This is a genomic window from Mycobacterium sp. MMS18-G62 (genome assembly GCF_053877835.1).
Genome location: NZ_CM132662.1, coordinates 5,302,224 through 5,321,391, shown reverse-complemented (window position 1 = coordinate 5,321,391; position 19,168 = coordinate 5,302,224). Strand labels below are relative to the sequence as shown.

21 protein-coding genes and 1 other RNA gene are annotated in these 19,168 nt (G+C 65.8%); 11 read left to right on the top strand and 11 right to left on the bottom strand.

Features of this window, described 5'->3' with window-relative positions; all coding sequences use genetic code 11:
- Nucleotides 1-14: 14 nt before the first annotated feature.
- From cobC to ACWW36_RS26475, 4 genes are read left to right on the top strand one after another with little or no spacing between them, the layout of a single operon-like run.
- Nucleotides 15-1,037 carry an Rv2231c family pyridoxal phosphate-dependent protein CobC gene (gene cobC / locus ACWW36_RS26490; RefSeq protein WP_456138903.1) on the top strand — a complete coding sequence of 341 codons (1,023 nt, stop codon included), beginning with the start codon at nucleotides 15-17 and terminating at the stop codon, nucleotides 1,035-1,037.
- Entirely contained in the window at nucleotides 1,034-2,161 is a 1,128-nt protein-coding gene (locus ACWW36_RS26485; protein ID WP_456138902.1) for a Nif3-like dinuclear metal center hexameric protein, read from the top strand. The genes cobC and ACWW36_RS26485 overlap by 4 nt, the downstream gene beginning before the upstream one ends.
- Nucleotides 2,158-2,895 (top strand): zinc ribbon domain-containing protein, encoded by a 738-nt coding sequence (locus tag ACWW36_RS26480; protein WP_456138901.1) that lies wholly within the window; start codon nucleotides 2,158-2,160, stop codon nucleotides 2,893-2,895. Before ACWW36_RS26485 ends, ACWW36_RS26480 begins: the two co-directional genes overlap by 4 nt.
- Nucleotides 2,892-3,980: a bifunctional RNase H/acid phosphatase gene (locus tag ACWW36_RS26475; RefSeq protein WP_456138900.1), complete on the top strand. Its 1,089-nt coding sequence runs from the start codon at nucleotides 2,892-2,894 to the stop codon at nucleotides 3,978-3,980. Before ACWW36_RS26480 ends, ACWW36_RS26475 begins: the two co-directional genes overlap by 4 nt.
- Here ACWW36_RS26475 and ACWW36_RS26470 read toward each other — a convergent pair whose 3' ends face one another.
- Complete coding sequence (locus ACWW36_RS26470; protein WP_456138899.1) at nucleotides 3,981-4,562, bottom strand: helix-turn-helix domain-containing protein; 582 nt, start codon at nucleotides 4,560-4,562, stop codon at nucleotides 3,981-3,983.
- A 47-nt stretch (nucleotides 4,563-4,609) separates the two neighbouring features.
- Here ACWW36_RS26470 and ACWW36_RS26465 point away from each other — a divergent pair, with 47 nt between their 5' ends.
- Nucleotides 4,610-5,569, top strand: coding sequence for an NAD(P)/FAD-dependent oxidoreductase (locus ACWW36_RS26465; protein ID WP_456138898.1), 960 nt, complete (start codon nucleotides 4,610-4,612; stop codon nucleotides 5,567-5,569).
- Nucleotides 5,556-6,179 carry a class I SAM-dependent methyltransferase gene (locus tag ACWW36_RS26460; protein ID WP_456138897.1) on the top strand — a complete coding sequence of 208 codons (624 nt, stop codon included), beginning with the start codon at nucleotides 5,556-5,558 and terminating at the stop codon, nucleotides 6,177-6,179. Before ACWW36_RS26465 ends, ACWW36_RS26460 begins: the two co-directional genes overlap by 14 nt.
- On the opposite strand, the gene ACWW36_RS26455 is transcribed toward ACWW36_RS26460, so the two are convergent.
- The 8 genes from ACWW36_RS26455 to ACWW36_RS26420 all read right to left on the bottom strand — a co-directional run bounded on the left by ACWW36_RS26455 (nucleotide 6,145) and on the right by ACWW36_RS26420 (nucleotide 11,912).
- Entirely contained in the window at nucleotides 6,145-6,426 is a 282-nt protein-coding gene (locus ACWW36_RS26455; RefSeq protein ID WP_456138896.1) for an Ada metal-binding domain-containing protein, read from the bottom strand. The two genes, ACWW36_RS26460 and ACWW36_RS26455, sit on opposite strands and share 35 nt — an antisense overlap.
- Before the next feature lie 3 nt (nucleotides 6,427-6,429).
- On the bottom strand, nucleotides 6,430-7,146 hold the full coding sequence (locus ACWW36_RS26450) for a 2OG-Fe(II) oxygenase (RefSeq protein ID WP_456138895.1): 717 nt from the start codon (nucleotides 7,144-7,146) through the stop codon (nucleotides 6,430-6,432).
- Complete coding sequence (locus ACWW36_RS26445; protein ID WP_456138894.1) at nucleotides 7,146-7,658, bottom strand: methylated-DNA--[protein]-cysteine S-methyltransferase; 513 nt, start codon at nucleotides 7,656-7,658, stop codon at nucleotides 7,146-7,148. The genes ACWW36_RS26450 and ACWW36_RS26445 overlap by 1 nt, the downstream gene beginning before the upstream one ends.
- Nucleotides 7,659-8,805: 1,147 nt before the next feature.
- Nucleotides 8,806-9,597, bottom strand: a complete 792-nt coding sequence (locus tag ACWW36_RS26440; protein ID WP_456138893.1) for a DoxX family protein — start codon at nucleotides 9,595-9,597, stop codon at nucleotides 8,806-8,808.
- Nucleotides 9,598-9,653: 56 nt separating this feature from the next.
- A complete protein-coding gene (locus tag ACWW36_RS26435) occupies nucleotides 9,654-10,175 on the bottom strand; it encodes a methyltransferase family protein (RefSeq protein ID WP_456138892.1) in 522 nt (173 codons plus the stop codon).
- Between the two features lie 3 nt (nucleotides 10,176-10,178).
- Nucleotides 10,179-10,973 carry a TetR/AcrR family transcriptional regulator gene (locus ACWW36_RS26430; protein ID WP_456138891.1) on the bottom strand — a complete coding sequence of 265 codons (795 nt, stop codon included), beginning with the start codon at nucleotides 10,971-10,973 and terminating at the stop codon, nucleotides 10,179-10,181.
- A gap of 44 nt (nucleotides 10,974-11,017) precedes the next feature.
- The gene (locus tag ACWW36_RS26425) at nucleotides 11,018-11,449 is read right to left on the bottom strand and encodes a VOC family protein (RefSeq protein ID WP_456138890.1); all 432 of its coding nucleotides are present in this window, start codon (nucleotides 11,447-11,449) and stop codon (nucleotides 11,018-11,020) included.
- 10 nt (nucleotides 11,450-11,459) lie between these two features.
- A complete protein-coding gene (locus ACWW36_RS26420) occupies nucleotides 11,460-11,912 on the bottom strand; it encodes a helix-turn-helix transcriptional regulator (RefSeq protein ID WP_456138889.1) in 453 nt (150 codons plus the stop codon).
- A gap of 61 nt (nucleotides 11,913-11,973) precedes the next feature.
- Between ACWW36_RS26420 and rnpB the strand changes: the two genes are divergently transcribed.
- Nucleotides 11,974-12,400, top strand: an RNA gene (gene rnpB / locus ACWW36_RS26415) — RNase P RNA component class A.
- Nucleotides 12,401-12,410: 10 nt separating this feature from the next.
- On the opposite strand, the gene ACWW36_RS26410 is transcribed toward rnpB, so the two are convergent.
- Nucleotides 12,411-13,898, bottom strand: a complete 1,488-nt coding sequence (locus ACWW36_RS26410; RefSeq protein ID WP_456138888.1) for a CYTH and CHAD domain-containing protein — start codon at nucleotides 13,896-13,898, stop codon at nucleotides 12,411-12,413.
- 97 nt (nucleotides 13,899-13,995) lie between these two features.
- Here ACWW36_RS26410 and ACWW36_RS26405 point away from each other — a divergent pair, with 97 nt between their 5' ends.
- A complete protein-coding gene (locus ACWW36_RS26405; protein WP_456138887.1) occupies nucleotides 13,996-14,775 on the top strand; it encodes an enoyl-CoA hydratase/isomerase family protein in 780 nt (259 codons plus the stop codon).
- On the opposite strand, the gene panB is transcribed toward ACWW36_RS26405, so the two are convergent.
- Nucleotides 14,772-15,608, bottom strand: coding sequence for a 3-methyl-2-oxobutanoate hydroxymethyltransferase (panB, locus tag ACWW36_RS26400; protein WP_456138886.1), 837 nt, complete (start codon nucleotides 15,606-15,608; stop codon nucleotides 14,772-14,774). The genes ACWW36_RS26405 and panB overlap by 4 nt on opposite strands.
- 142 nt (nucleotides 15,609-15,750) lie before the next feature.
- On the opposite strand from panB, the gene ACWW36_RS26395 reads away from it, so the two are divergent.
- The 3 genes from ACWW36_RS26395 to ACWW36_RS26385 are packed head-to-tail and all read left to right on the top strand — an operon-like array spanning nucleotide 15,751 to nucleotide 19,151.
- The gene (locus ACWW36_RS26395) at nucleotides 15,751-17,142 is read left to right on the top strand and encodes a WS/DGAT/MGAT family O-acyltransferase (protein ID WP_456138885.1); all 1,392 of its coding nucleotides are present in this window, start codon (nucleotides 15,751-15,753) and stop codon (nucleotides 17,140-17,142) included.
- Nucleotides 17,143-17,187: 45 nt separating this feature from the next.
- Entirely contained in the window at nucleotides 17,188-18,711 is a 1,524-nt protein-coding gene (locus ACWW36_RS26390) for an alpha/beta hydrolase (RefSeq protein ID WP_456138884.1), read from the top strand.
- Nucleotides 18,705-19,151, top strand: coding sequence for an N-acetyltransferase family protein (locus ACWW36_RS26385; RefSeq protein WP_456138883.1), 447 nt, complete (start codon nucleotides 18,705-18,707; stop codon nucleotides 19,149-19,151). The genes ACWW36_RS26390 and ACWW36_RS26385 overlap by 7 nt, the downstream gene beginning before the upstream one ends.
- Nucleotides 19,152-19,168 lie beyond the last annotated feature (17 nt).

Genomic DNA, 19,168 nt, shown 5'->3' with positions numbered 1-19,168 from the left:
TCTAGTGTCGTGATGTGGCGAGTCATATCCGTGCGGCCGCGCGCTACCACGGCGATCAGGCCGCGGTCCCCGGAATGCTGGACTTCGCGGTCAACGTGCGCACGGCCGAGCCGCCGTCGTGGCTGGTCGAGCGCCTCGCCGCCCGGCTCACCGACCTCGGTCGCTACCCGAGTGCCACCGACGAACAACGCGCCGTGGCGGCCGTCGCAGCGCGGCACGGGCGCAACGCCGACGAGGTGGCGCTGCTTGCCGGGGCGGCCGAAGGGTTCGCGCTGCTCGCCGACATGCGACCCCGCCTGGCCGCGCTGATCGCGCCGTCGTTCACCGAGCCGGAGGCGGCGCTGGCTGCGGCCGGTGTGCCGTTTCGGCACGTCGTGTTGACGCCGCCGTTCGAGTTGACCGGCGCCGAGGTGCCCGACGAGGCGGACGCGGTCGTCGTCGGAAACCCAACCAACCCGACCGCGGTGCTGCATACCCGCGAACAGGTCCTGGCGCTGCGCAAACCCGGACGCATCGTGGTCGTCGACGAGGCGTTCGCCGACGCGATTCCCGGTGAGCCGGCTTCCCTGGCGCAGCTACGTCTGCCCGATGTGGTGGTGTTGCGCAGCCTGACGAAGACGTGGTCGCTGGCCGGACTGCGTGTCGGCTACGCGCTCGGTGACCCCGACGTCCTCGAAAAGCTGACCGCGCACCGGGCGCATTGGCCGCTGGGCACACTGCAATTGGAGGCCATCGCGGCGTGCAGCACACCCGACGCCGTGGCCGAGGCCGATCGAGCTGCACGCCGACTCGCGACGCTGCGTGCGGATATGGTTGCCGCTCTGACTAGCATCGGTGTCGATGTTGTCGACGGCTGTGCACCCTTTGTGCTTTTCACCGTTCCCGATGCCGAGTTGATGCGAAAACATCTGGGCAACAAGGGAATCGCTGTCCGGCGTGGTGACACGTTCGTGGGCCTTGACGGCGAATTTCTGCGGGCAGCGGTGCGTCCGGACTGGCCGGTGTTGGTCGACGCCATCCGCGAGGCGTTGCGATGAGCGCACGGCTGGCCGACATCATCGACGTGATCGAGGCCGCGTATCCGCCGCGGCTCGCCCAGGACTGGGACTCCGTCGGACTGGTCTGCGGCGACCCGTCTGAAACGGTCGAGACCGTCACCGTCGCCGTGGACGCCACCGCGGCCGTCGTCGCCGAGGTTCCCGACGCAGGCCTGCTGCTCGCACATCATCCCCTGCTGCTGCGCGGGGTCGACACCGTCGCCGCCAGCACGGCCAAGGGCTCTCTGGTGCATCAGATGATCCGTACCGGCAAGGCGCTGTTCACGGCGCACACCAACGCCGACTCCGCCTCACCCGGCGTGTCCGACGCACTGGCGGACGCCCTCGGCTTGACGGTCGAGGAGGTGCTCGCGCCGGTCTCCGTCGGGGCCGACGTGGACAAGTGGGTGGTGTTCGTCCCCGCCGGCGATGCGGAGTCGGTGCGGGAAGCGATGTTCGGCGCCGGGGCAGGCCACATCGGCGACTACTCGCACTGCAGTTGGAGCGTGTCGGGTACCGGCCAGTTCCTGCCGCATGACGGTGCGTCGCCGACGATCGGCAAAGTGGGAAGCGTCGAGCGGGTGTCCGAGGATCGCCTGGAAATGATCGCGCCGTCGCGGCTGCGCGCTCATGTGCTGGCCGCGTTGCGCGGCGCGCACCCGTATGAGGAGCCCGCGTTCGACATCTATTCCTTGGCGCCACTGCCTGGCGATGTCGGGCTGGGCCGCGTCGGCTCTCTGCCGCGGCCGGAACCGTTGTCGGCGTTCGTGTCTCGCGTGCACGACGCGCTGCCCGCCACATCATGGGGCGTTCGGGCGTCGGGTGAGTCCGAGGCTATCGTGTCGAAGGTAGCGGTGTGCGGGGGAGCCGGTGACTCGCTACTCGACGTGGTCGCGTCCGCAGGGGTGCAGGCATATGTGACCGCCGACCTGCGGCACCATCCCGCCGACGAGCACCGGCGGGCGTCGGACGTCGCGCTCATCGACGTCGCGCACTGGGCGAGCGAATATCCGTGGTGTACACAGGCGGCAGAACTGCTACGGGATCGGTTTGGGGATTCGCTGCCGGTGCGGGTGTCGGCGATACGCACCGATCCGTGGAATATCGAGAGAATTGAGACATGAAAGCTGAAGTAGTCCAACAACGTTCGTTGCTAGAGCTGGCCGAACTGGACGCCGACCTGAGCCGCATCGAGCATCGAGCCAAGAATCTCGCCGAGCAGCGCCAGGTCGAGGAGGTTCAAGCGAGCCACCGTGACGCCAACGACCGCTTGGCCGCACTGCAGATCGCGCTCGACGATCTTGACGCCCAGGCGGCGAAGTTCGAATCCGAGATCGATTCGGTGCGCCAGCGTGAGGACCGCGATCGGTCATTGCTGGATGGGGGAAGCATCGACGCCAAACAGCTCACCGACTTGCAGCACGAGCTGGAGACGTTGCAACGTCGCCAATCCAGTTTGGAGGACTCGCTGTTGGAGGTGATGGAGCGGCGCGAGCAGCTGGCCGGACAGCAGTCCGATGAGCTGACGACGATCGACGAATTGCAGACGAAGCTCTCAGATGCGCAGAAAGCCTGCGACGATGCTCGCCACGAAATCGATCAACTGCGGCACCAATTGCTGTCGCGGCGCGATGAACTGGTCAACCAATTGGACGGCGACCTGGTCGCGTTGTACGAACGCCAGAGGTCACGCGGGGGTGCCGGTGCCGGGCTGCTGCAGGGCCGGCGCTGCGGTGCGTGCCGGATCGAGATCGACCGCGGCGAGCTGGCCCGGATATCGGCAGCAGCCGAGGATGAGGTGCTGCGCTGCCCCGAATGCGGGGCGATCCTGTTGCGTGTCAAGGGCTCTGGCCAGTGAAGGTCATCGTCGAGGCCGACGGCGGGTCGCGTGGTAACCCCGGCCCGGCCGGTTACGGGTCGGTGGTCTGGTCGGCTGATCGCGGCACAGTGCTGGCCGAAAGCAAGCAGGCCATCGGCCGCGCGACCAACAACGTCGCCGAGTACCGAGGGTTGGTCGCTGGGCTGGAAGAAGCGGTGAAGCTGGGCGCCAGCGACGTCGAAGTGTTCATGGACTCCAAGCTGGTGGTCGAACAGATGTCGGGCCGCTGGAAGGTCAAGCATCCGGATCTGACCCCGCTGCATCAGCAGGCCACGGCGCTGTCGACGCGGTTCGACCGCATCAGCTACTCGTGGATTCCGCGCGCCCGTAACAGCCACGCCGACCGGCTGGCGAACGAAGCGATGGACGCCGCGGCCGAGATCGAGGTGCCGGCAGAGGCACCCAAGACGACTGCGGCACAGACATCTCCCGCGGGCTGGACAGGCGCGCGTGGTGCGCCGACACGGTTTCTGCTGTTGCGCCACGGCCAGACCGAATTATCAACGCAGCGAAGGTATTCCGGCCGCGGTAATCCGGCGCTGACGGATGTCGGTCGCCGTCAGGCCGACGCAGCCGCGCACTATCTGGCGGGCAAAGGCGGCATCGCCGCCGTCGTCACGTCACCGTTGCAGCGGGCGTATGACACGGCGGCGGTTGCGGCCAAGGCGCTCGGCCTCGACGTCACCGTCGACGACGACCTGATCGAGACCGACTTCGGCGCGTGGGAAGGATTGACGTTCGGCGAGGCGGCCGAACGCGATCCCGACGTTCACCGGCGCTGGCTGCGGGACACGAGCATCACGCCGCCCGAAGGCGAGAGCTTCGACAGCGTGGCGATCCGCGTGCGGCGCGCGCAGGCGCGCATCATCAACGAACACGGCGGGGAGACGGTGTTGGTGGTCTCCCACGTGACACCGATCAAGACGCTGCTGCGGCTCGCGCTGGACGCCGGCGCGGGCATCCTGTACCGGCTTCACCTCGACTTGGCGTCGCTGTCGATCGCCGAGTTCTACCCGGACGGGGTGGCATCGGTGCGGTTGGTGAACCAGACCGCATACCTGTAATCAGCTCTGCAGGTGAAGCCGCTCGCCGTGCGCTCCGAACAACGTGATCGCCTCGACGGGGCCGTCGACGGCGCCGAACCAATGTGGTGTCCATGTCGAGAACTCCACGGCCTCACCGGGTTTGATGGTGAAGTCGCGGTCACCGAGTATCAGCCGCAACTGACCGGACAACACATAGATCCAGTCCTGGCCCTCATGTACCGGTAGCTCCGGCGGCGGGGTGCGTCTGCGGGCGCTGACCCGAATCTTGAAGGCGTGCAGGCCTCCTGCCGGACCGTGCCGGGTCAGCGGCCAATAAGTCACGCCCTTATGCGTGTGCGGGCCGCTCCGAACGCGCGGGTCCTCGGCCTCGGGCGCCCTCAGTAGTTCGTCGGTGCTGACGGATAGCGCTGCCGAGAGCCGGGGGAGATGGTCGAGTGCGAGGCGGCGTTTGCCCGACTCCAACCGGCTCAGTGTCGACACGTCGATGTTCGACCGGCTGGCCACCTCTTCAAGGGTCAGCCCACGCTCCATGCGCAGCTGCCTCAGGCGCTGGCGCACCCGCACGTCGACGTCGTCCTCACCCGGGCTCTTTGCCTGCATGGCAAATCAGTTTGGTTGAACAGCCCGATTATGGGCAAGCTCGGGTCATGGATTCGATATGGGATTGCGTCGTGGTGGGTGGCGGCGCGGCGGGCTTGAGTGCCGGTCTGGTGCTGGGCAGGGCGAGGCGGCGCACGCTGCTGGTCGACGCGGGCAGGCAGAGCAACCTGCCCTCACATGGCATCGGCGGCCTGCTGGGTCACGACGGTCGAGCACCGGCCGAGCTGTACGAAACCGGCAGGCGCGAGATTGCCGCCTACCCCAGTGTCGAGTTGCGGACCGGTGAGGTGCTCGACGGTGCCCGCGACGGCGATGCCTTCGAGTTGACGCTCGCCGACGGCGGTGTCGAGCGGGCACGTCGGGTGCTGTTGGCCACCGGCATGGAGTACCGGCCGCCGGACGTCGAGGGGCTGATGCAATGTTGGGGCACATCGGTGTTCCATTGCCCGTTTTGTGACGGCTGGGAGTTGCGCGATCAACCGCTGGCGGTGCTGGCGCGGGGCGAGAAAGCCATCCATTCGGCGTTGTTACTGCTTGGCTGGACAGACGACTTGGTGCTGCTGACCGATGGTCCCGCCGACCTCGATGATGAGGATCGCGGCCGGCTGGCTTCGGCCGGGGTGAAGATCGACGAGCGGCCGGTGGCTGAACTCATTGGGCGCGAGGGCGAACTGGAAGCTGTGCGGTTCACCGATGGTGGTCGGCTGGAATGCCGGGGCATGCTTGCCGCGACGACGCTGCATCAGCGCTCCCGGCTGGCCGAAAAGCTTGGCGCGGAGCCAGGGGAGGTGACGCCGTTCGGCGAAGCCCCGGTGAAGGTCGACTCGCTGTGCCGAACCACCGCGCCGGGTGTCTTCGCCGCGGGTGATCTGAGCACACAGTTGCCACCGCAGGTGGCGTCGGCGATCGCGGCGGGCTCGCTGGCGGCCGTGTCGGTGGTGCAAAGCCTGCTGTCAGACGAATGCGGACTACCGGTCCCGGATTGGAGTGAACATGTCAACGCCTGATGCCAAGTCCACGTGGGAGGAGCGCTACAGCGAGCGGAACCGGATTTGGAGTGGCCGGGTCAACTTTCGCCTCGCCGAGGTGGCGTCGACGCGCAAACCCGGCAGCGCACTGGATCTGGGGTGCGGGGAGGGCGCCGACGCGTGTTGGCTCGCCGAGCGCGGTTGGCGCGTCGTCGCTGTCGACATCTCTGAAACCGCTCTGCAGCGCGCCGCCGAGGACGCTCGCGTCCGTGGGCTCGGTGATCGAATCGACTTCCAGCAGCATGACTTATCCGAGAGCTTTCCCGTCGGCACCTTCGACCTGGTATCGGCGCAGTACCTGCATTCCATGGCGCATCTGGACAGGCCGCGGATCTTCGAGCAGGCCCTCGCGGCCGTCGCTTCCGACGGCCTGTTGTTGATCGTCGACCACGCCGGGCCTCCGCCGTGGGCGTGGAAGATGGCACATGACCATGAGTTCCCCACTGTGGAGGAAGTGCTCGACTCGCTGAAACTCGATGCGGCCGAATGGGAAACGCTTCGGGCGGAGGTCGCCGAGCGGGAAGCCAGCGGGCCGGACGGGCATACCGGCCCGCTCATCGACAACGTGATCGTTCTGCGTCGGCGTTAGTACGTTTCCAGGCGCGGTAGTGCTCGGGCAGGCAACGGGCACACGGTCGGTAACCGGCGGCGATGGCGGTGGCTTCGTCGGCGAAGAACACACGCTGTGCGACGTAGCCACCTTTGGCGATGGCGCGTAGCGCCGAGCGGCAGTCCAGGCGTCCGTAGATTCGGGTCGCTTTGTGGCCGCCGAACACGCCAGGCGTTGGCGACCTATGTGGTGTTCTGTCGGGACCGAACAGGGTGTACTGCTTCATTTTTCACGCGGCGTCGTGGAATACCAGTCCGAGCGTGTAGCGCTCGCCGGAGCGGATGGCCGACACGCCGTGCCGGACCGGCGACGCGGACCAGCCCCGTGCCGACTGCACCGGCCTCTCACGGGTGGTGAACACGAAGCCATGTCCGTGGGGCAGCAGCGTTGCGGTGCCGCGGGATTGGGCTCGCGGCCGCTGTTCGACGAGCAGGAATTCGCCTCCGGTGTGGTCTACACCGGGTTCGCTCAGGTTGATGACCACCTGGAGCGGAAACACCAAGTCGCCGTAGAGGTCTCGATGTAGCGCGTTCCAATCGCCCTGCCCGTACTTGAGCAGGATGGCTGTCGACTTCTTCTGACCTGCGGCGTGGCACGCCTCCAGCCAGTCGTCGAGGGTGTCCGGCCACGGCGCTTTGCGTCCGAGTTTGGTCCACCAGTCTCGCGCGATCGGCAACAGCCGCGGATAAAGCGCCTGCTTGAGCTGTTCGATGGTCTCGGGACAAGCCTGCCGAAAGTACCGGTATTCGCCCTCGCCGAAGCGGTACCTGCGCATGTCGATGGTCGCGCGGAAGCGATCGTCGTCGGGATAGAGCTTTCGGATCTTGTCCGCTTCGGACTTGGTGATCAGGCGAGGCAGCAATGCACCGCCGAAGTCGTTGACCTCAGCGGTGATTGCGTCCCAGTCGCCCGAGTCGACGCGTGTCTGCCATTTCGACGGGGCCATCAAAACAACCTCGCCGCCTGCGCTTCGACGGGCTCTTCGAGTTCGAGCAGGAACTGCTTGCGTTTGAGCCCGCCCGCGTAGCCGGTTAGTTGGCCCTGCTTCCCGACGACGCGGTGGCACGGTACGACGATGCACAGCGGGTTGCGGCCGACAGCCTGGCCGACCTCTTGGGCGGTGGTGCCGTCGGCGAGAGTCGTGGCCAGTTCGCCATAGGTGACGGTTTCGCCGTAGGGGATGGTGGCAAGCAGCTGCCAGACGCGTCGCTGTGCGTCGTCGCCGCGCAGTCTGATTGGCAGGTCGAAGTCGTTGCGGGCGCCGGCGAAGTAGTCGGTCACCTGAGCCTTCGCCTTCGCGAGCAGGGCGTCGGAATCGGCGTCGACGCGGGCACCGAATGTATCGCGGCTCGGCCGATACCACTGGTGCCGGAAGTACAGGCCGGTCAGCGTTTCACCGTCCGCGACCAAAGTGAGCTCGCCCAGTGGGCTGTCGATTACCGCATGTCTGGTGTTCATACCTAGTAGACGCCGCGGCGAGCCGGTGTGTGAGATCGTCAGCGGCCGCGATCGCCGACCAACTTCGAATCGAGCCCCGGCGGCGGGCGCGTAGTTGGATCCGGGTATCGGCCCCATGCAGCAGCGGTTTCGAAAGCTCCAGCCCCATCACCCGTGTATTCGGCTGCGGCCCGCCCGAGGGACACTTCCGCGTGTCCGCGTCCGGCATGCTCGACATCATTCAGAGGTGCAAGCACCACGGATGCGTCGTTACAGCACGCGCGTTGAGGACGTTCGAGCGCAGAAGGACCGCCGCGCTGCGATAGATACTCGGCCGAAGGCTGCTAGCCGCCGAAGCGCGGAGCTTTGACTGTCGGTACGGCCTTCTTCGTCAGCAATGCAGTCGGCGCACTAGAAGTGGTAACTGTCTCGCCCGGCGTCATTGGGTCAACCAAGACTGGACTGGCCACAGGGGACGGGTCCGAGCTGTCACCCATGTCCATAGCTACCGACAATCCCGCCATCGCCACCACCGCACTGCCACCGACCAGCGCGAACAGAAGCTTCGTGCGTTTAACGGCTGTCGACTGAGCCATATTGCCCCCCAGAAAAATTCGGCAATTCTGCCGTGGCCCCCAAAACCCAAGCTGAACAGCATTGGGCGTAAAAAAGGTTATCACCGAGCTACTACGGCAGTACCAGAATCTTCAGATCCCTTCCCGATGTGTCGCCGGGCCCCAGCCTCGTCGGGGCCACCCGGCACGGCGCGTCCGCCAGGTGGGAGTGGCCTTCCCCGTCACGTGTTGTGGACAACTGGGTCCGGGACAGGTCCGCGCACCCAGCTAACTCGTAGCCCGCTGACAGCTTTGCCCAAGACTCGAGGCGTCCACTCGTAGGGGATCGGGGGGAGCAAGTCACGAACGCCAAAGATTTGGGGGCAGCATGGCGCAATCGACGACGGTTAAACGTACAAAACTCGTGTTGGCAATATTCGGTGGCAGCGCAGTGGTGGCGATGGCGGGATTCTCCTTCGCCATGGGCGCTGGGGGTAGCTCGGACCCTCTACCTGTGGCCCACCCAGTCCTGGTCGGCCCGATGACTCAGGGCGACACAGCCACCACGACGATTCCGCCGACGGCGTTGGCTACCGAGAAGGCAGTGCCAACCGTCAAAGCTCCGCATCGCTGACGCGGCTGGCTTGCCTCCGACCGCTTCTCACTTTGGTCGGTGTAGCCGGGCGTAATGCCCAGGACGTCACCGTGAGTGCGAGTAGCGCCAGCGGCGCGACGATCGCGGGAAAGCCGTCTCCGACGATGGTGTGCGAAGCGACGGCAGAGGCGTAGTTGATCACTGCGCCGGCGTAGACCCACTGTGCAAGGCGTGGGTAGCGGGGGATCAGCAGTGCCACCGCCCCGGCGACTTTCCATGCGCCCATGATGGTCAGCAGGTAGGCGGGATACCCGAGGTGCTCGACCACGTTGCGGACATATTCGATACGCATCAGATCCCACACACCGCCGACAGCGAGTTCGGACGCGACGGCGAGAGTGGCGACCCAATAGGTGATACGACGGCCACGGGTGAAAGCGATTGTCGCAGAGGGAAGTTCACGGCGCGGCGGTGGCCGTAGCGCCCATGAGGCGACGGTGATCCCGAGAAAAACGGCTGGGCCGATGAGTGTTTGGACACGGTCGCCAGTCCACAGGTGTGACGCGGCGGCACCGGTGTAGTTGATGACCAGACCCGCGTATGCCCATTCCTTGAGCCGGACAAGCCGTGGCGCCAGCAGCACGACGCCCGCCGCGATGTACCAGGCGCCGAGGATCGACATGAAGTAGGCGGGGTAGCCCAGATGCGTTGCCGTGTCGCGGAACGGCGACAGCTGGAGTGCACCCATCACTCCGCCCACAAGGCATTCGGTTGCGAGTATCGAAGTGGTGGTCCAGTAGGCGGCGGCCATATCGAGCTCCTTTCGTCATCAGAGGTATGACGAGGAACGGAGCTCCGATATGACAGCTAGGCCTGTGGCTGGCGCTCGACCCCAGGGCTCCACGGATGCAGCCGCGGGATCCAGGCATGCACATTGCGGCGATACGTCTCGTATTCGCCGTCGTATTCATCGACGAGCGTCGGTTCCTCATACCACCGCACGAATGACGCTGTGATGATCCAGAACGCCGCGGCCCACGCCGCCAGCGGCAGGCTGCCGAACAACAACGCCTGACCGAGCATCGCGACGATCAAACCGAAATACATCGGGTTGCGCACAAACCGGTTGAACCCGGTGACCACCAGGCGCTGGGTCGGCGCAATCGGGATGGGCGTGCCGCCCGCCTTGACGAACTGGATGAACGCGTGCACGGGTGGGATGAGCCCAAGGACGATCAAGACCACACCGACCGCCTGCAGCACCCGCCATCCGAGGCCGGAACCCGTTATCTCCCAACGGGTTATCAGCCACGGCAACAAGCCCACGACGGTGCCCGGTGCCACCACAAAGAACGCCGCCGAGGTGATCGCGGCCGTTGACCTCTGCATGATCTAACTCCCTTCCGTATCCGGCTGATTCGGGCCGACTGCGCGCACGAACGCGGCGGTGAACTCGGCGCACGCCTGCTCCAGATCGACTTCGTGAGCGATCGCGGGCCGCATCAGAACATGCGCCACCAGTGGGCCGACGAGCAGCTGCATCAGCAACGGGACCGGCATGTCGCGGATCCGCCCTGCGCTGACGTGCGACTGCAGCCAGCCGCCCAGCGACGCCCTCACCCGAGGGAAGTAGCGGGCGAAGATTCGGGCCGCAATGCCCCGCGGATTTCCCAACAAATCCGACAGCATTGCCACGGCCACATGCGGTTCGCGGGTGAGGGTGATGGCCAGCGTCCGATAGAACTCGGCGACGCTGGCCTCGAGACTCGTCGACGGGTTGGCACCGAGCCGGAGCACGTCGTTCAGCGGGCTGTATCGCTCGTAGATGGCGGCGAACAGCTCGTCACGAGTGCCGAAGATGGCATACAAGCTGTGCACAGAACAGTCCGCGGCCTCCGCGACGGACTCCAGCGTGACATTCGCCAAACCGCTATCACTGACCAGTTGTGCCCCGGCCTCGATGGCGCGTACCCGGACCGGTCGGCCGCCGGGGTCGATCCCGGCGGCCCGCACCGCATCGTCCAGCGCCTGCCGTGAGCCGTTCAGCCGTCGCACCAACGTGCTGCGTGACACGCCCGCCGCCTGCGCGATCGTCGCGAGCGGCACATCGGCGACGTCCTTGCCGGCCTGTTCGGCGACCTGAATTGCGGCCGCCACCAGAACGCCTAATTCATCAGCCGATGACATGCTACTCAAGGTAGCATGTACTGCTGTGTCAGGCTAGCTCCGGCTCAACTCGCCCACTCGGACACGTCGGCGAGCTGGGTCAGTCGCACGCTGTTGCCGGAGGGATCCCGGAACCCGCAGTCGATCCCGTACGGCATCTGATGGGGCTCCTCGGTGAACTCGACACCCCGGGACGTCATTTCTTCGTAGGTGGCCTGGCAGTTGTCGGTCGTGAGGAAGACCGTGCCCGCGAAGCCCTTGGCCGTCAGGTCGAGCACCTGCTTACGCGTGGCCTCGTCCATCACCGGCTCGCCGGGCACCGCCATCAGCACGATGGACACGTCGTCTTGGCCCGGCGGCCCGACGGTCAGCCATCGGAACTGGAGATCCGGTAACGAAACATCTTGGCGCACTTCCAAACCGACCTTCTCGGTCCAGTACTTCAGTGCCACTTCTTGGTCATGTACCCACAGGTGGGCGCTTGCGATTTTCACCATGGGCACGACGCTACGAGCGCATGCCGGTGCCCGTCTTCTCCCAGTGTGCTGTCTTGGTCCGGCTGTCCGCCTGCGGCCTGGTGTCCCGAGCCAAGATGCAGCTCGGCACCCGGGCGTACGCCGACGCGGGTGGCAGGCTGGCCCGGTACGCGGCCGGCGGCATTCCGTACACCCGCGCGAAGGTCGTCGTGAACGACCCGACGCTCTGCAGGCCGACCATCACGCAGATATCGGCCACGGAGCGATCGGTGTAGCGCAGCAGTGCCGCGGCCCGCTCGAGCCGTCGGGTCTGCAGATACGAGCGCGGTGATTCGCCGAAGGTGCGGGTGAACATCCGGCTGAAATGGGCCCGTGACAGCCCGGCCGCGGCGGCCAGATCATCGACGGTGATCGCGTCGGCGTAGCGCGCGTCGACCAGATCCTTGGCCCGCTGAAGATAGCGGGCCGCAGGTAGGCGCGGCATGCCGTCAAGTATGGCCTGTTCGCGGAATCGGCACCTGAAGCGATACGTTTATATGCGCGGATGAGTTGGCTGGGCGGCCGCGGATCATTTTGCAGGCCCACGGGGGAAAGGGTCTGCGGTGGTTCGAGGAAAGTCCGGACTTCGCAGAGCAGGGTGATTGTTAACGGCAATCCGAGGTGACTCGCGGGAAAGTGCCACAGAAAACAGACCGCCATCGGTGACGGTGGTAAGGGTGAAACGGTGCGGTAAGAGCGCACCAGCATTCCGGGTGACCGGAATGGCTAGGCAAACCCCACCCGAAGCAAGGCCAAGAATGTCGCATGAGGGGATGTGGCAGCGCAGGCGCCCGAGGGCTGCTCGCCCGAGCCTGCGGGTAGGCCGCTTGAGGCACCCGGCAACGGTGTGTCCAGATGGATGGTCGCCGCCTTGCCGCCGTGATTAATCGCGGCGGTACGGAACAGAATCCGGCTTACAGGCCAACTCATCCGCCCCGCAGGGCTAGCGCGCCTTGCGAACCGACTTGTCCAGCTTCTTCAGCGCATCGTCCAACTGCTGGCGGCATCGCTGCGCGAGGTCGTCCTCCTGCTGGTAAAGCAGGCCGTAAGTGAAGGTGTCTTCGTCCGCGGCGTATGCGACCTCGGCTTGGTGACTCAGATGCGTGCGGCTGACCACGCTGTCTTGATGGTCACCGAGCAGGGTCTGGATCGTCTTGGCCCGATCGGACACCTTATCGGCGCCCGTGGCCGAAGCAGTGTAGCGAAGTCGCTTGGCGCCCTTGCGAATTCGGTGCAGTGCCTCGTCCCGATCAGCGTCGGCGGCCTCACCGGCGGCTTTGGCCGCCTTGCGTACCCGTTTGTATGCCGAGTCGATGGTCAGCTGTGCTCGCTCGTCGCCCGGCAGGGTCTGCGCGGGTTCGGCGGCTACGAGCGCTTCGAGCGCGTCGAGCAACCTGAAGTACCGCGCCGTCCGCATCGCGATCAACGACCTGCGCAGTCCCGACTGATAGCGCCGTTTGGCGCCGTCGACGAGCCTGTCCCGCACGGGCCCCCGCACCAGTTCCTCGGGCAGTTCGTCCAGTGCCCGTTCGTAGCGCTCGGCGAGCACCTCGGCATCCCGCGCGACGCCCAAAACGGCTGCCAATTGGCGCAACTCGTCGAGGATCCACGCGTCGTCGGAGATTCCGAACGCGTCTTCCGACGACTGAAGCAGACTGCGGATCTTGCGCGTCGTCACCCGCATCTGGTGCACCGAGTCGTAGACGTCTGCGCGCACTGCGCGGTCCCATTTCAGCAGTTCCTCGACCTGTTCGGCCACCGCGCGGTGCACCGGATCGGCCGCAGGCGCGACGGCTTCGGCTTCAGGACCGCCGGCCGACTCCAAGACGCGCGCGAGCTTCGACCCGTGCCCCGCCGGCTGCGCACCCGCGTCGTGCAAGCGGTTCGACAGCCTGTCCAGTAGCGACGCGTCGGCGCCGTCTGCCAGCTCCAGTTCCCATTCGCGCCAGCGCTGCTCCTCACCGTCGGGTTCGCCCTTGGCCGTGACCAGGTCGTCGCAGAACTCGGCGAGTGCGACGCCGTTCAGCCCGTAAAGCATGTCAACGGTTCGGTCGGTCGTGATCCGCGCGACCGGGCTCAGCGGGCGGTCCCGCACGATGGCCAACACGACATCGAGCAACGCCTCGGGCACGCCTTCGCCGGGCTCGTTGAGCGGTGCCCGCACCTCGGTGCGCGCGTCGGGCCCGGCCGGCAGCTTGACGTGCCAGCCCTCGTCGGAACCTCCGGTGCGGCGACGCAACGTGACGCGGCGGGCCGCGAGGTCACGCCCGGGGGTGTCGAAGTAGACGGCATCGAGCCGCTGGGAGGGCGACCGCTCCACCCGGGCCACGGCCGATAACCCTTCGAAAGAGGGGGACACGGTGGACTCGACCACCTCGAATTTGCGCTCGACTTCCCTGTACCTGGAAGTTTCGGGCGTTTTGGCCGCCATGGTTCCCTTCGATCGAGGCGTTCTGTTCGGATTTCGGACAGCCCAGCCTGCCACAGGAATGTGAACGGTCCGGCATCAACGCAGATACAGTCCACGTGTGACCGAATATCAGACCATCAAGTTCGAGCAATCCGGCCCCATCACCCGGATCACGCTCAATCGGCCCGATGCCGCAAACGGCATGAACGACACCATGACTCGCGAGCTGGCCGATGCTGCCCGGCGCTGCGACACCGCTGCCACCAAGGTTGTCGTGATCACTGGATCAGGGCGATTCTTCTGCGCCGGAGGCGATCTGAAGTCGTTCGCGACCGCGCCGAGCCGGGGCCTGTTCATCAAGGGCGTCGCCGACGACCTGCACCGGGCGATTTCGACGTTCGCGCGCATGAACGCCGTGCTGATCACCGCGGTGAACGGCGTCGCCGCGGGCGCAGGCTTCTCGCTCGCGGTCACCGGTGACCTGGTACTCGCCGCGGAGTCGGCGTCGTTCACGATGGCCTACACCCGCGCCGGGCTGAGCCCCGACGGCAGCTCGTCCTACTTCCTTCCGAGGCTCGTCGGGATCACCAAGGCCAAGGAGCTGATGCTGACCAACCGCACGCTGTCCTCACCAGAAGCGTCGCAGTGGGGATTGGTGACCGAGGTAGTTCCCGACGACGAGCTTGCTGCTCGCACGGATAAGCTCGCCGGGCAAATGGCCACTACCGCAGGGGGATCGAACGGCGCTGTAAAGGCCCTTCTGCTCTCCACATTCTCCAGCGGGCTGGAAGAGCAGATGGAACTTGAAGGCCGCCTGATCGCAGAACGTGCCGAGTCCGCCGACGGGCGCGAAGGAATCGACGCGTTCCTGGCGAAACGTAAAGCCGAGTTTTCCTAGAAGCTGTGCTCTTCGGCCGGGAATGCTCCTGACGCCACCTCGTCGGCGTATTGCGTTGCGGCACGGTGCAACTCAGCTCCGATGTCGCCGAAGCGTTTGACGAACTTGGCCGTCTTGCCGCTGGTGAGCCCGGCCATGTCCTGCCACACCAGCACCTGCGCGTCGCAGTTGGGCCCTGCGCCGATCCCGATGGTGGGGATGGTCAGCTTGCCCGTGATCTGGGTGGCCAACTCGGCGGGCACCATCTCCATCACCACCGAAAAGGCGCCTGCCTCCTGCACGGCGATCGCGTCGTGGATCGTCTGCTCGGCGGCATCGCCGCGGCCCTGAACCCGGAACCCACCGAGGCTGTTGACGCTTTGCGGGGTGAACCCGATGTGCGCCATGACCGGAATGCCGGCCGCGGTCACCATCGCGATCTGGTCGGCGACGCGCTCACCGCCCTCGAGCTTGACCGCATGCGCGCCCGTTTCCTTGAGGAACCGGGTCGCCGTAGAAAGCGCCTGCGCAGCGCCTCCTTCATAGCTGCCGAACGGCAGGTCGGCCACCACCAACGCGTGCGGGGCGCCGCGTACGACGCCGCGGACCAACGGAATCAGCTCATCCACGCTGACCGGCACCGTGGTGTCGTAGCCGTAGACGACGTTGGCGGCCGAATCGCCGACCAGCAGCACCGGAATGCCCGCATCGTCGAAGACCCGGGCCGTGGAGTAGTCGTAGGCCGTCAACATGGCCCACTTGTGGCCTTCGGCCTTCCATTTCTGCAGGTGATGGGTGCGAACCTTGCTGCGAGGTTTTACCTCCGCAGCACCGTAAACGGTCTGCTCAGACATCGTTGTCCCCCATAGGGTGGGTCGGGTCGAATCCTCGAGGCCAAGATGGTCCCCGGGTTTCGTCTGACACTGTCAGTCTGCCACCCCGTCACAAGAACCTGAACTTCAGGTTAAGTGGATTTCCTCACATTACGATCGGCCCATGCAACGGCTCAGCGGACTCGACGCCAGCTTCCTGTATCTCGAAACCGCCAAGCAGCCGTTGCATGTGTGTTCGATCCTTGAGCTCGACACCTCGACCATGCCTGGTGGCTATACGTTCGATCGGCTGCGCGACGCATTGACCCTGCGCATCAAGGCGATGCCGCAGTTCCGCGAAAAGCTCGCCGACTCCCGGTTGAACCTCGATCATCCAGTGTGGGTGGAGGACAAGGATTTTGACGTCGATCGGCACTTGCACCGCATTGGCCTGCCGTCGCCGGGGGGCAAGCGAGAACTCGCCGACATCTGCGGCCACATCGCGTCCCTGCCGCTGGATCGCAGCAGGCCGCTGTGGGAAACGTGGGTGATCGAGAACATCGCGGGCACCGATGCCCACGCCGGAGGCCGGCTGGCGGTGATGACCAAGGTCCACCACGCCGGCGTGGACGGCGTCACCGGGGCCAACCTGATGTCGCAGCTGTGCAGCACCGAACCTGACGCACCGCCGCCCGACCCTGTCGAGGGTGTCGGCGGTGCGAGCGGGTTGGAGATCGCGGTCAGCGGCGCGGTCAAATTCGCGACCCGGCCGTTGAAGCTGGTCAACGTCTTGCCGCTGACGGTGTCGTCGGTGCTGGACACCGTCAAACGCGCCCGCAGCGGACTGACGATGGCCAGTCCATTCAGCGCGCCCCAGACGTCGTTCAACACCAACGTGACGGGTCACCGCAACATCGCGTTCGCTCAGCTGGACCTGGAGGACATCAAGACGGTCAAGAACCACTTCGGTGTCAAGGTCAACGACGTCGTCATGGCGCTGGTGTCCGGGGTGCTGCGCAAGTTCCTCTACGACCGCGGTGAGCTGCCGGACAACACCCTGGTCGCGATGATTCCGGTTTCGGTCCACGAAAAGTCCGACCGGCCAGGCCGCAATCAGGTTTCCGGCATGTTCTCTCGACTCGAAACGCATATCGACGATGCCGGCGAGCGCCTCAAGGCCATTGCGGCAGCGAATTCCGTTGCCAAACAACATAGTTCGGCGATCGGCGCGACGCTGTTGCAGGACTGGTCGCAGTTCGCCGCGCCCGCGGTGTTCGGTATCGCCATGCGGGTCTACGCGGCGAGCCGCCTCAGCGGAGCGAAACCCGTGCACAACTTGGTTGTGTCGAACGTGCCTGGACCTCAGGTGCCGCTGTACTACTTGGGCTGCGAGGTCAAGGCGATGTACCCGCTCGGCCCGATCTTCCACGGCTCCGGCCTGAACATCACCGTGATGTCGCTGACGGGCAAACTCGACGTCGGAATCGTTTCGTGCCCCGAGCTGCTGCCCGATCTGTGGGATATGGCCGACGACTTCACCGCAGCGTTGGACGAACTGCTCGACGCCACGCGATAGCCGCCTCGCCAGCGCCGATGCGGGTTCATGGCAGCATGTGGTCCCATGAACCTCAAGACCGGGGTCTTTCGATCCGGTGTGCTCGTCGCTGTCTCGCTGTTAGCCCTTACGGGCTGCAGCAAGCTGGTTGACGGTCGCGCCGTCATCTCGGCGCCCCGGCCGGGCACGCCGATCCAATGGGCGCCGTGCAAGCCTTCCGGCCCGGACCAGTCCCACATCCCTGCGGGCGCCGAGTGCGGCATGCTTTCCGTGCCGGTCGACTACACCAAGCCCGACGGCGACGTCGCGCAGATCGCGATGATCCGGTTCAAGGCGACGGGCGAGAAGATCGGCTCGTTGATCGTCAACCCTGGCGGCCCCGGCGAATCAGGTGTCGAGGCCGCCGCGTCACTCATCCCGACGCTGCCGCAATCGGTGCGCGACCGGTTCGATCTGGTCGGTTTCGACCCGCGCGGCGTCGCGAACTCCACGCCGGAGGTGTGGTGCAACTCCGACGCCGACAACGACCGGCTGCGCGCCGACCCGCAGGTCGACTACTCGCCCGCGGGTGTCGAGCACATCGAGAAGGAAACCAAGGACTTCGTCCAACGCTGCGTGGACAAGATGGGCAAAGAGTTCCTGGAGAACGTCGGAACTGCCAACGTGGCAAAGGATCTCGACTCGATGCGAGCGGCGCTCGGCGACGAGAAGCTGACATACCTTGGCTATTCGTACGGCACCAGGATCGGCTCTGCGTACGCGGAGGCGTTCCCGGACAAAGTGCGGGCCATGATCCTCGACGGCGCAGTCGACCCCAACGCCGATCCCATCGAGGCCGATCTCCGCCAGGCCGCCGCGTTCCAGCAGGCCTTCAACGACTATGCCGCCGACTGCGCCAAGAGTCCTGACTGCCCGCTGGGCACCGATCCGGCCAAGGCCGTCGAGGTCTACCGCAATCTGGTCGACCCGCTGGTGGACAAACCGGCGAAGACCAAGGACCCTCGCGGGCTGAGCTATAGCGACGCGATCGTCGGGACCATTCTGCCGCTGTACTCGCCGAGCCTGTGGCGCCACCTCACCCAGGCACTGTCTGAACTCCATGACGGCAAGGGCGACACCATGCTGGCGCTGGCCGACCTGTACATGGGTCGCGACGCCCAAGGCCATTACAACAACTCCACCGATGTGCGGGTCGCGGTGAACTGCGTGGACCAACCGCCTGTCACCGACCGCGCGAAGACCGTCGAGGAAGACCGGCGCAGCCGCGAGCTGGCGCCGTTCATGAGCTACGGCCAGTTCACCGGCCACGCGCCGTTGGAGACCTGTGCGTTCTGGCCGGTGCCGCCGACCAGCACGCCGCACTCGATCAAAGTCAATGGGCTGCCGCCGATCCTGGTGGTGTCGACGACCAACGACCCCGCGACGCCGTATCAGGCCGGCGTCGATCTGGCCAAACAACTCGGTGGCACACTTCTCACCTTCGACGGCACCCAGCACACCGTTGTCTTCCAGGGAAACGGCTGCGTCGACGACATCGCGGCGCGCTACCTTGTCGACGTGACCGTGCCACCGCCGAACACACGATGCTGACCATCGGCACGGTGGGGCCGGGCGATCTGCCCGAGCTGATGCCGATGCTGCGGGCCTACTGCGATTTCTATCGCGTCGATCCGCCCGACGATCGGTTGAAGGCATTGGCGGATGCGCTGATCGCCAACCCAGCCGAGGGAGTGCAGATGATCGCTCGCGACAGCGATGGAACACCACTGGGATTCGCGACGATCTACTGGACATGGCAGACACTGCACGCCGGCCGCGTCGGCGTGCTCAACGACCTGTTCGTGGTGCCGGCGTCGCGGGGCACCGGGGCGGGCAGGGCACTGATCGAGCGCGGCCGCCAGTTGTGCCGCGAACGTGGCGCCGAGAAATTGGTGTGGGAGACGGCGCCGGACAACGCTGTAGCCCAACGACTTTACGACGGCATCGGGGCGCAGAAGTCGACCTGGCTGACGTACGAACTCGACGCCTGATCACAGCAAGGTCACCG

What these genes read in the sequence shown, in the direction of transcription:
- ACWW36_RS26485 (WP_456138902.1), top strand. Translation starts at nt 1,034, where the DNA reads ATGAGCGCACGGCTGGCCGACATCATCGACGTGATCGAGGCCGCGTAT.
- ACWW36_RS26480 (WP_456138901.1), top strand. Translation starts at nt 2,158, where the DNA reads ATGAAAGCTGAAGTAGTCCAACAACGTTCGTTGCTAGAGCTGGCCGAA.
- ACWW36_RS26470 (WP_456138899.1), bottom strand. Translation starts at nt 4,562, where the DNA reads ATGCAGGCAAAGAGCCCGGGTGAGGACGACGTCGACGTGCGGGTGCGC.
- ACWW36_RS26465 (WP_456138898.1), top strand. Translation starts at nt 4,610, where the DNA reads ATGGATTCGATATGGGATTGCGTCGTGGTGGGTGGCGGCGCGGCGGGC.
- ACWW36_RS26460 (WP_456138897.1), top strand. Translation starts at nt 5,556, where the DNA reads ATGTCAACGCCTGATGCCAAGTCCACGTGGGAGGAGCGCTACAGCGAG.
- ACWW36_RS26455 (WP_456138896.1), bottom strand. Translation starts at nt 6,426, where the DNA reads ATGAAGCAGTACACCCTGTTCGGTCCCGACAGAACACCACATAGGTCG.
- ACWW36_RS26450 (WP_456138895.1), bottom strand. Translation starts at nt 7,146, where the DNA reads ATGGCCCCGTCGAAATGGCAGACACGCGTCGACTCGGGCGACTGGGAC.
- ACWW36_RS26445 (WP_456138894.1), bottom strand. Translation starts at nt 7,658, where the DNA reads ATGAACACCAGACATGCGGTAATCGACAGCCCACTGGGCGAGCTCACT.
- ACWW36_RS26440 (WP_456138893.1), bottom strand. Translation starts at nt 9,597, where the DNA reads ATGGCCGCCGCCTACTGGACCACCACTTCGATACTCGCAACCGAATGC.
- ACWW36_RS26435 (WP_456138892.1), bottom strand. Translation starts at nt 10,175, where the DNA reads ATGCAGAGGTCAACGGCCGCGATCACCTCGGCGGCGTTCTTTGTGGTG.
- ACWW36_RS26430 (WP_456138891.1), bottom strand. Translation starts at nt 10,973, where the DNA reads ATGTCATCGGCTGATGAATTAGGCGTTCTGGTGGCGGCCGCAATTCAG.
- ACWW36_RS26425 (WP_456138890.1), bottom strand. Translation starts at nt 11,449, where the DNA reads ATGGTGAAAATCGCAAGCGCCCACCTGTGGGTACATGACCAAGAAGTG.
- ACWW36_RS26420 (WP_456138889.1), bottom strand. Translation starts at nt 11,912, where the DNA reads ATGCCGCGCCTACCTGCGGCCCGCTATCTTCAGCGGGCCAAGGATCTG.
- ACWW36_RS26410 (WP_456138888.1), bottom strand. Translation starts at nt 13,898, where the DNA reads ATGGCGGCCAAAACGCCCGAAACTTCCAGGTACAGGGAAGTCGAGCGC.
- panB (WP_456138886.1), bottom strand. Translation starts at nt 15,608, where the DNA reads ATGTCTGAGCAGACCGTTTACGGTGCTGCGGAGGTAAAACCTCGCAGC.
- ACWW36_RS26395 (WP_456138885.1), top strand. Translation starts at nt 15,751, where the DNA reads ATGCAACGGCTCAGCGGACTCGACGCCAGCTTCCTGTATCTCGAAACC.
- ACWW36_RS26390 (WP_456138884.1), top strand. Translation starts at nt 17,188, where the DNA reads ATGAACCTCAAGACCGGGGTCTTTCGATCCGGTGTGCTCGTCGCTGTC.
- ACWW36_RS26385 (WP_456138883.1), top strand. Translation starts at nt 18,705, where the DNA reads ATGCTGACCATCGGCACGGTGGGGCCGGGCGATCTGCCCGAGCTGATG.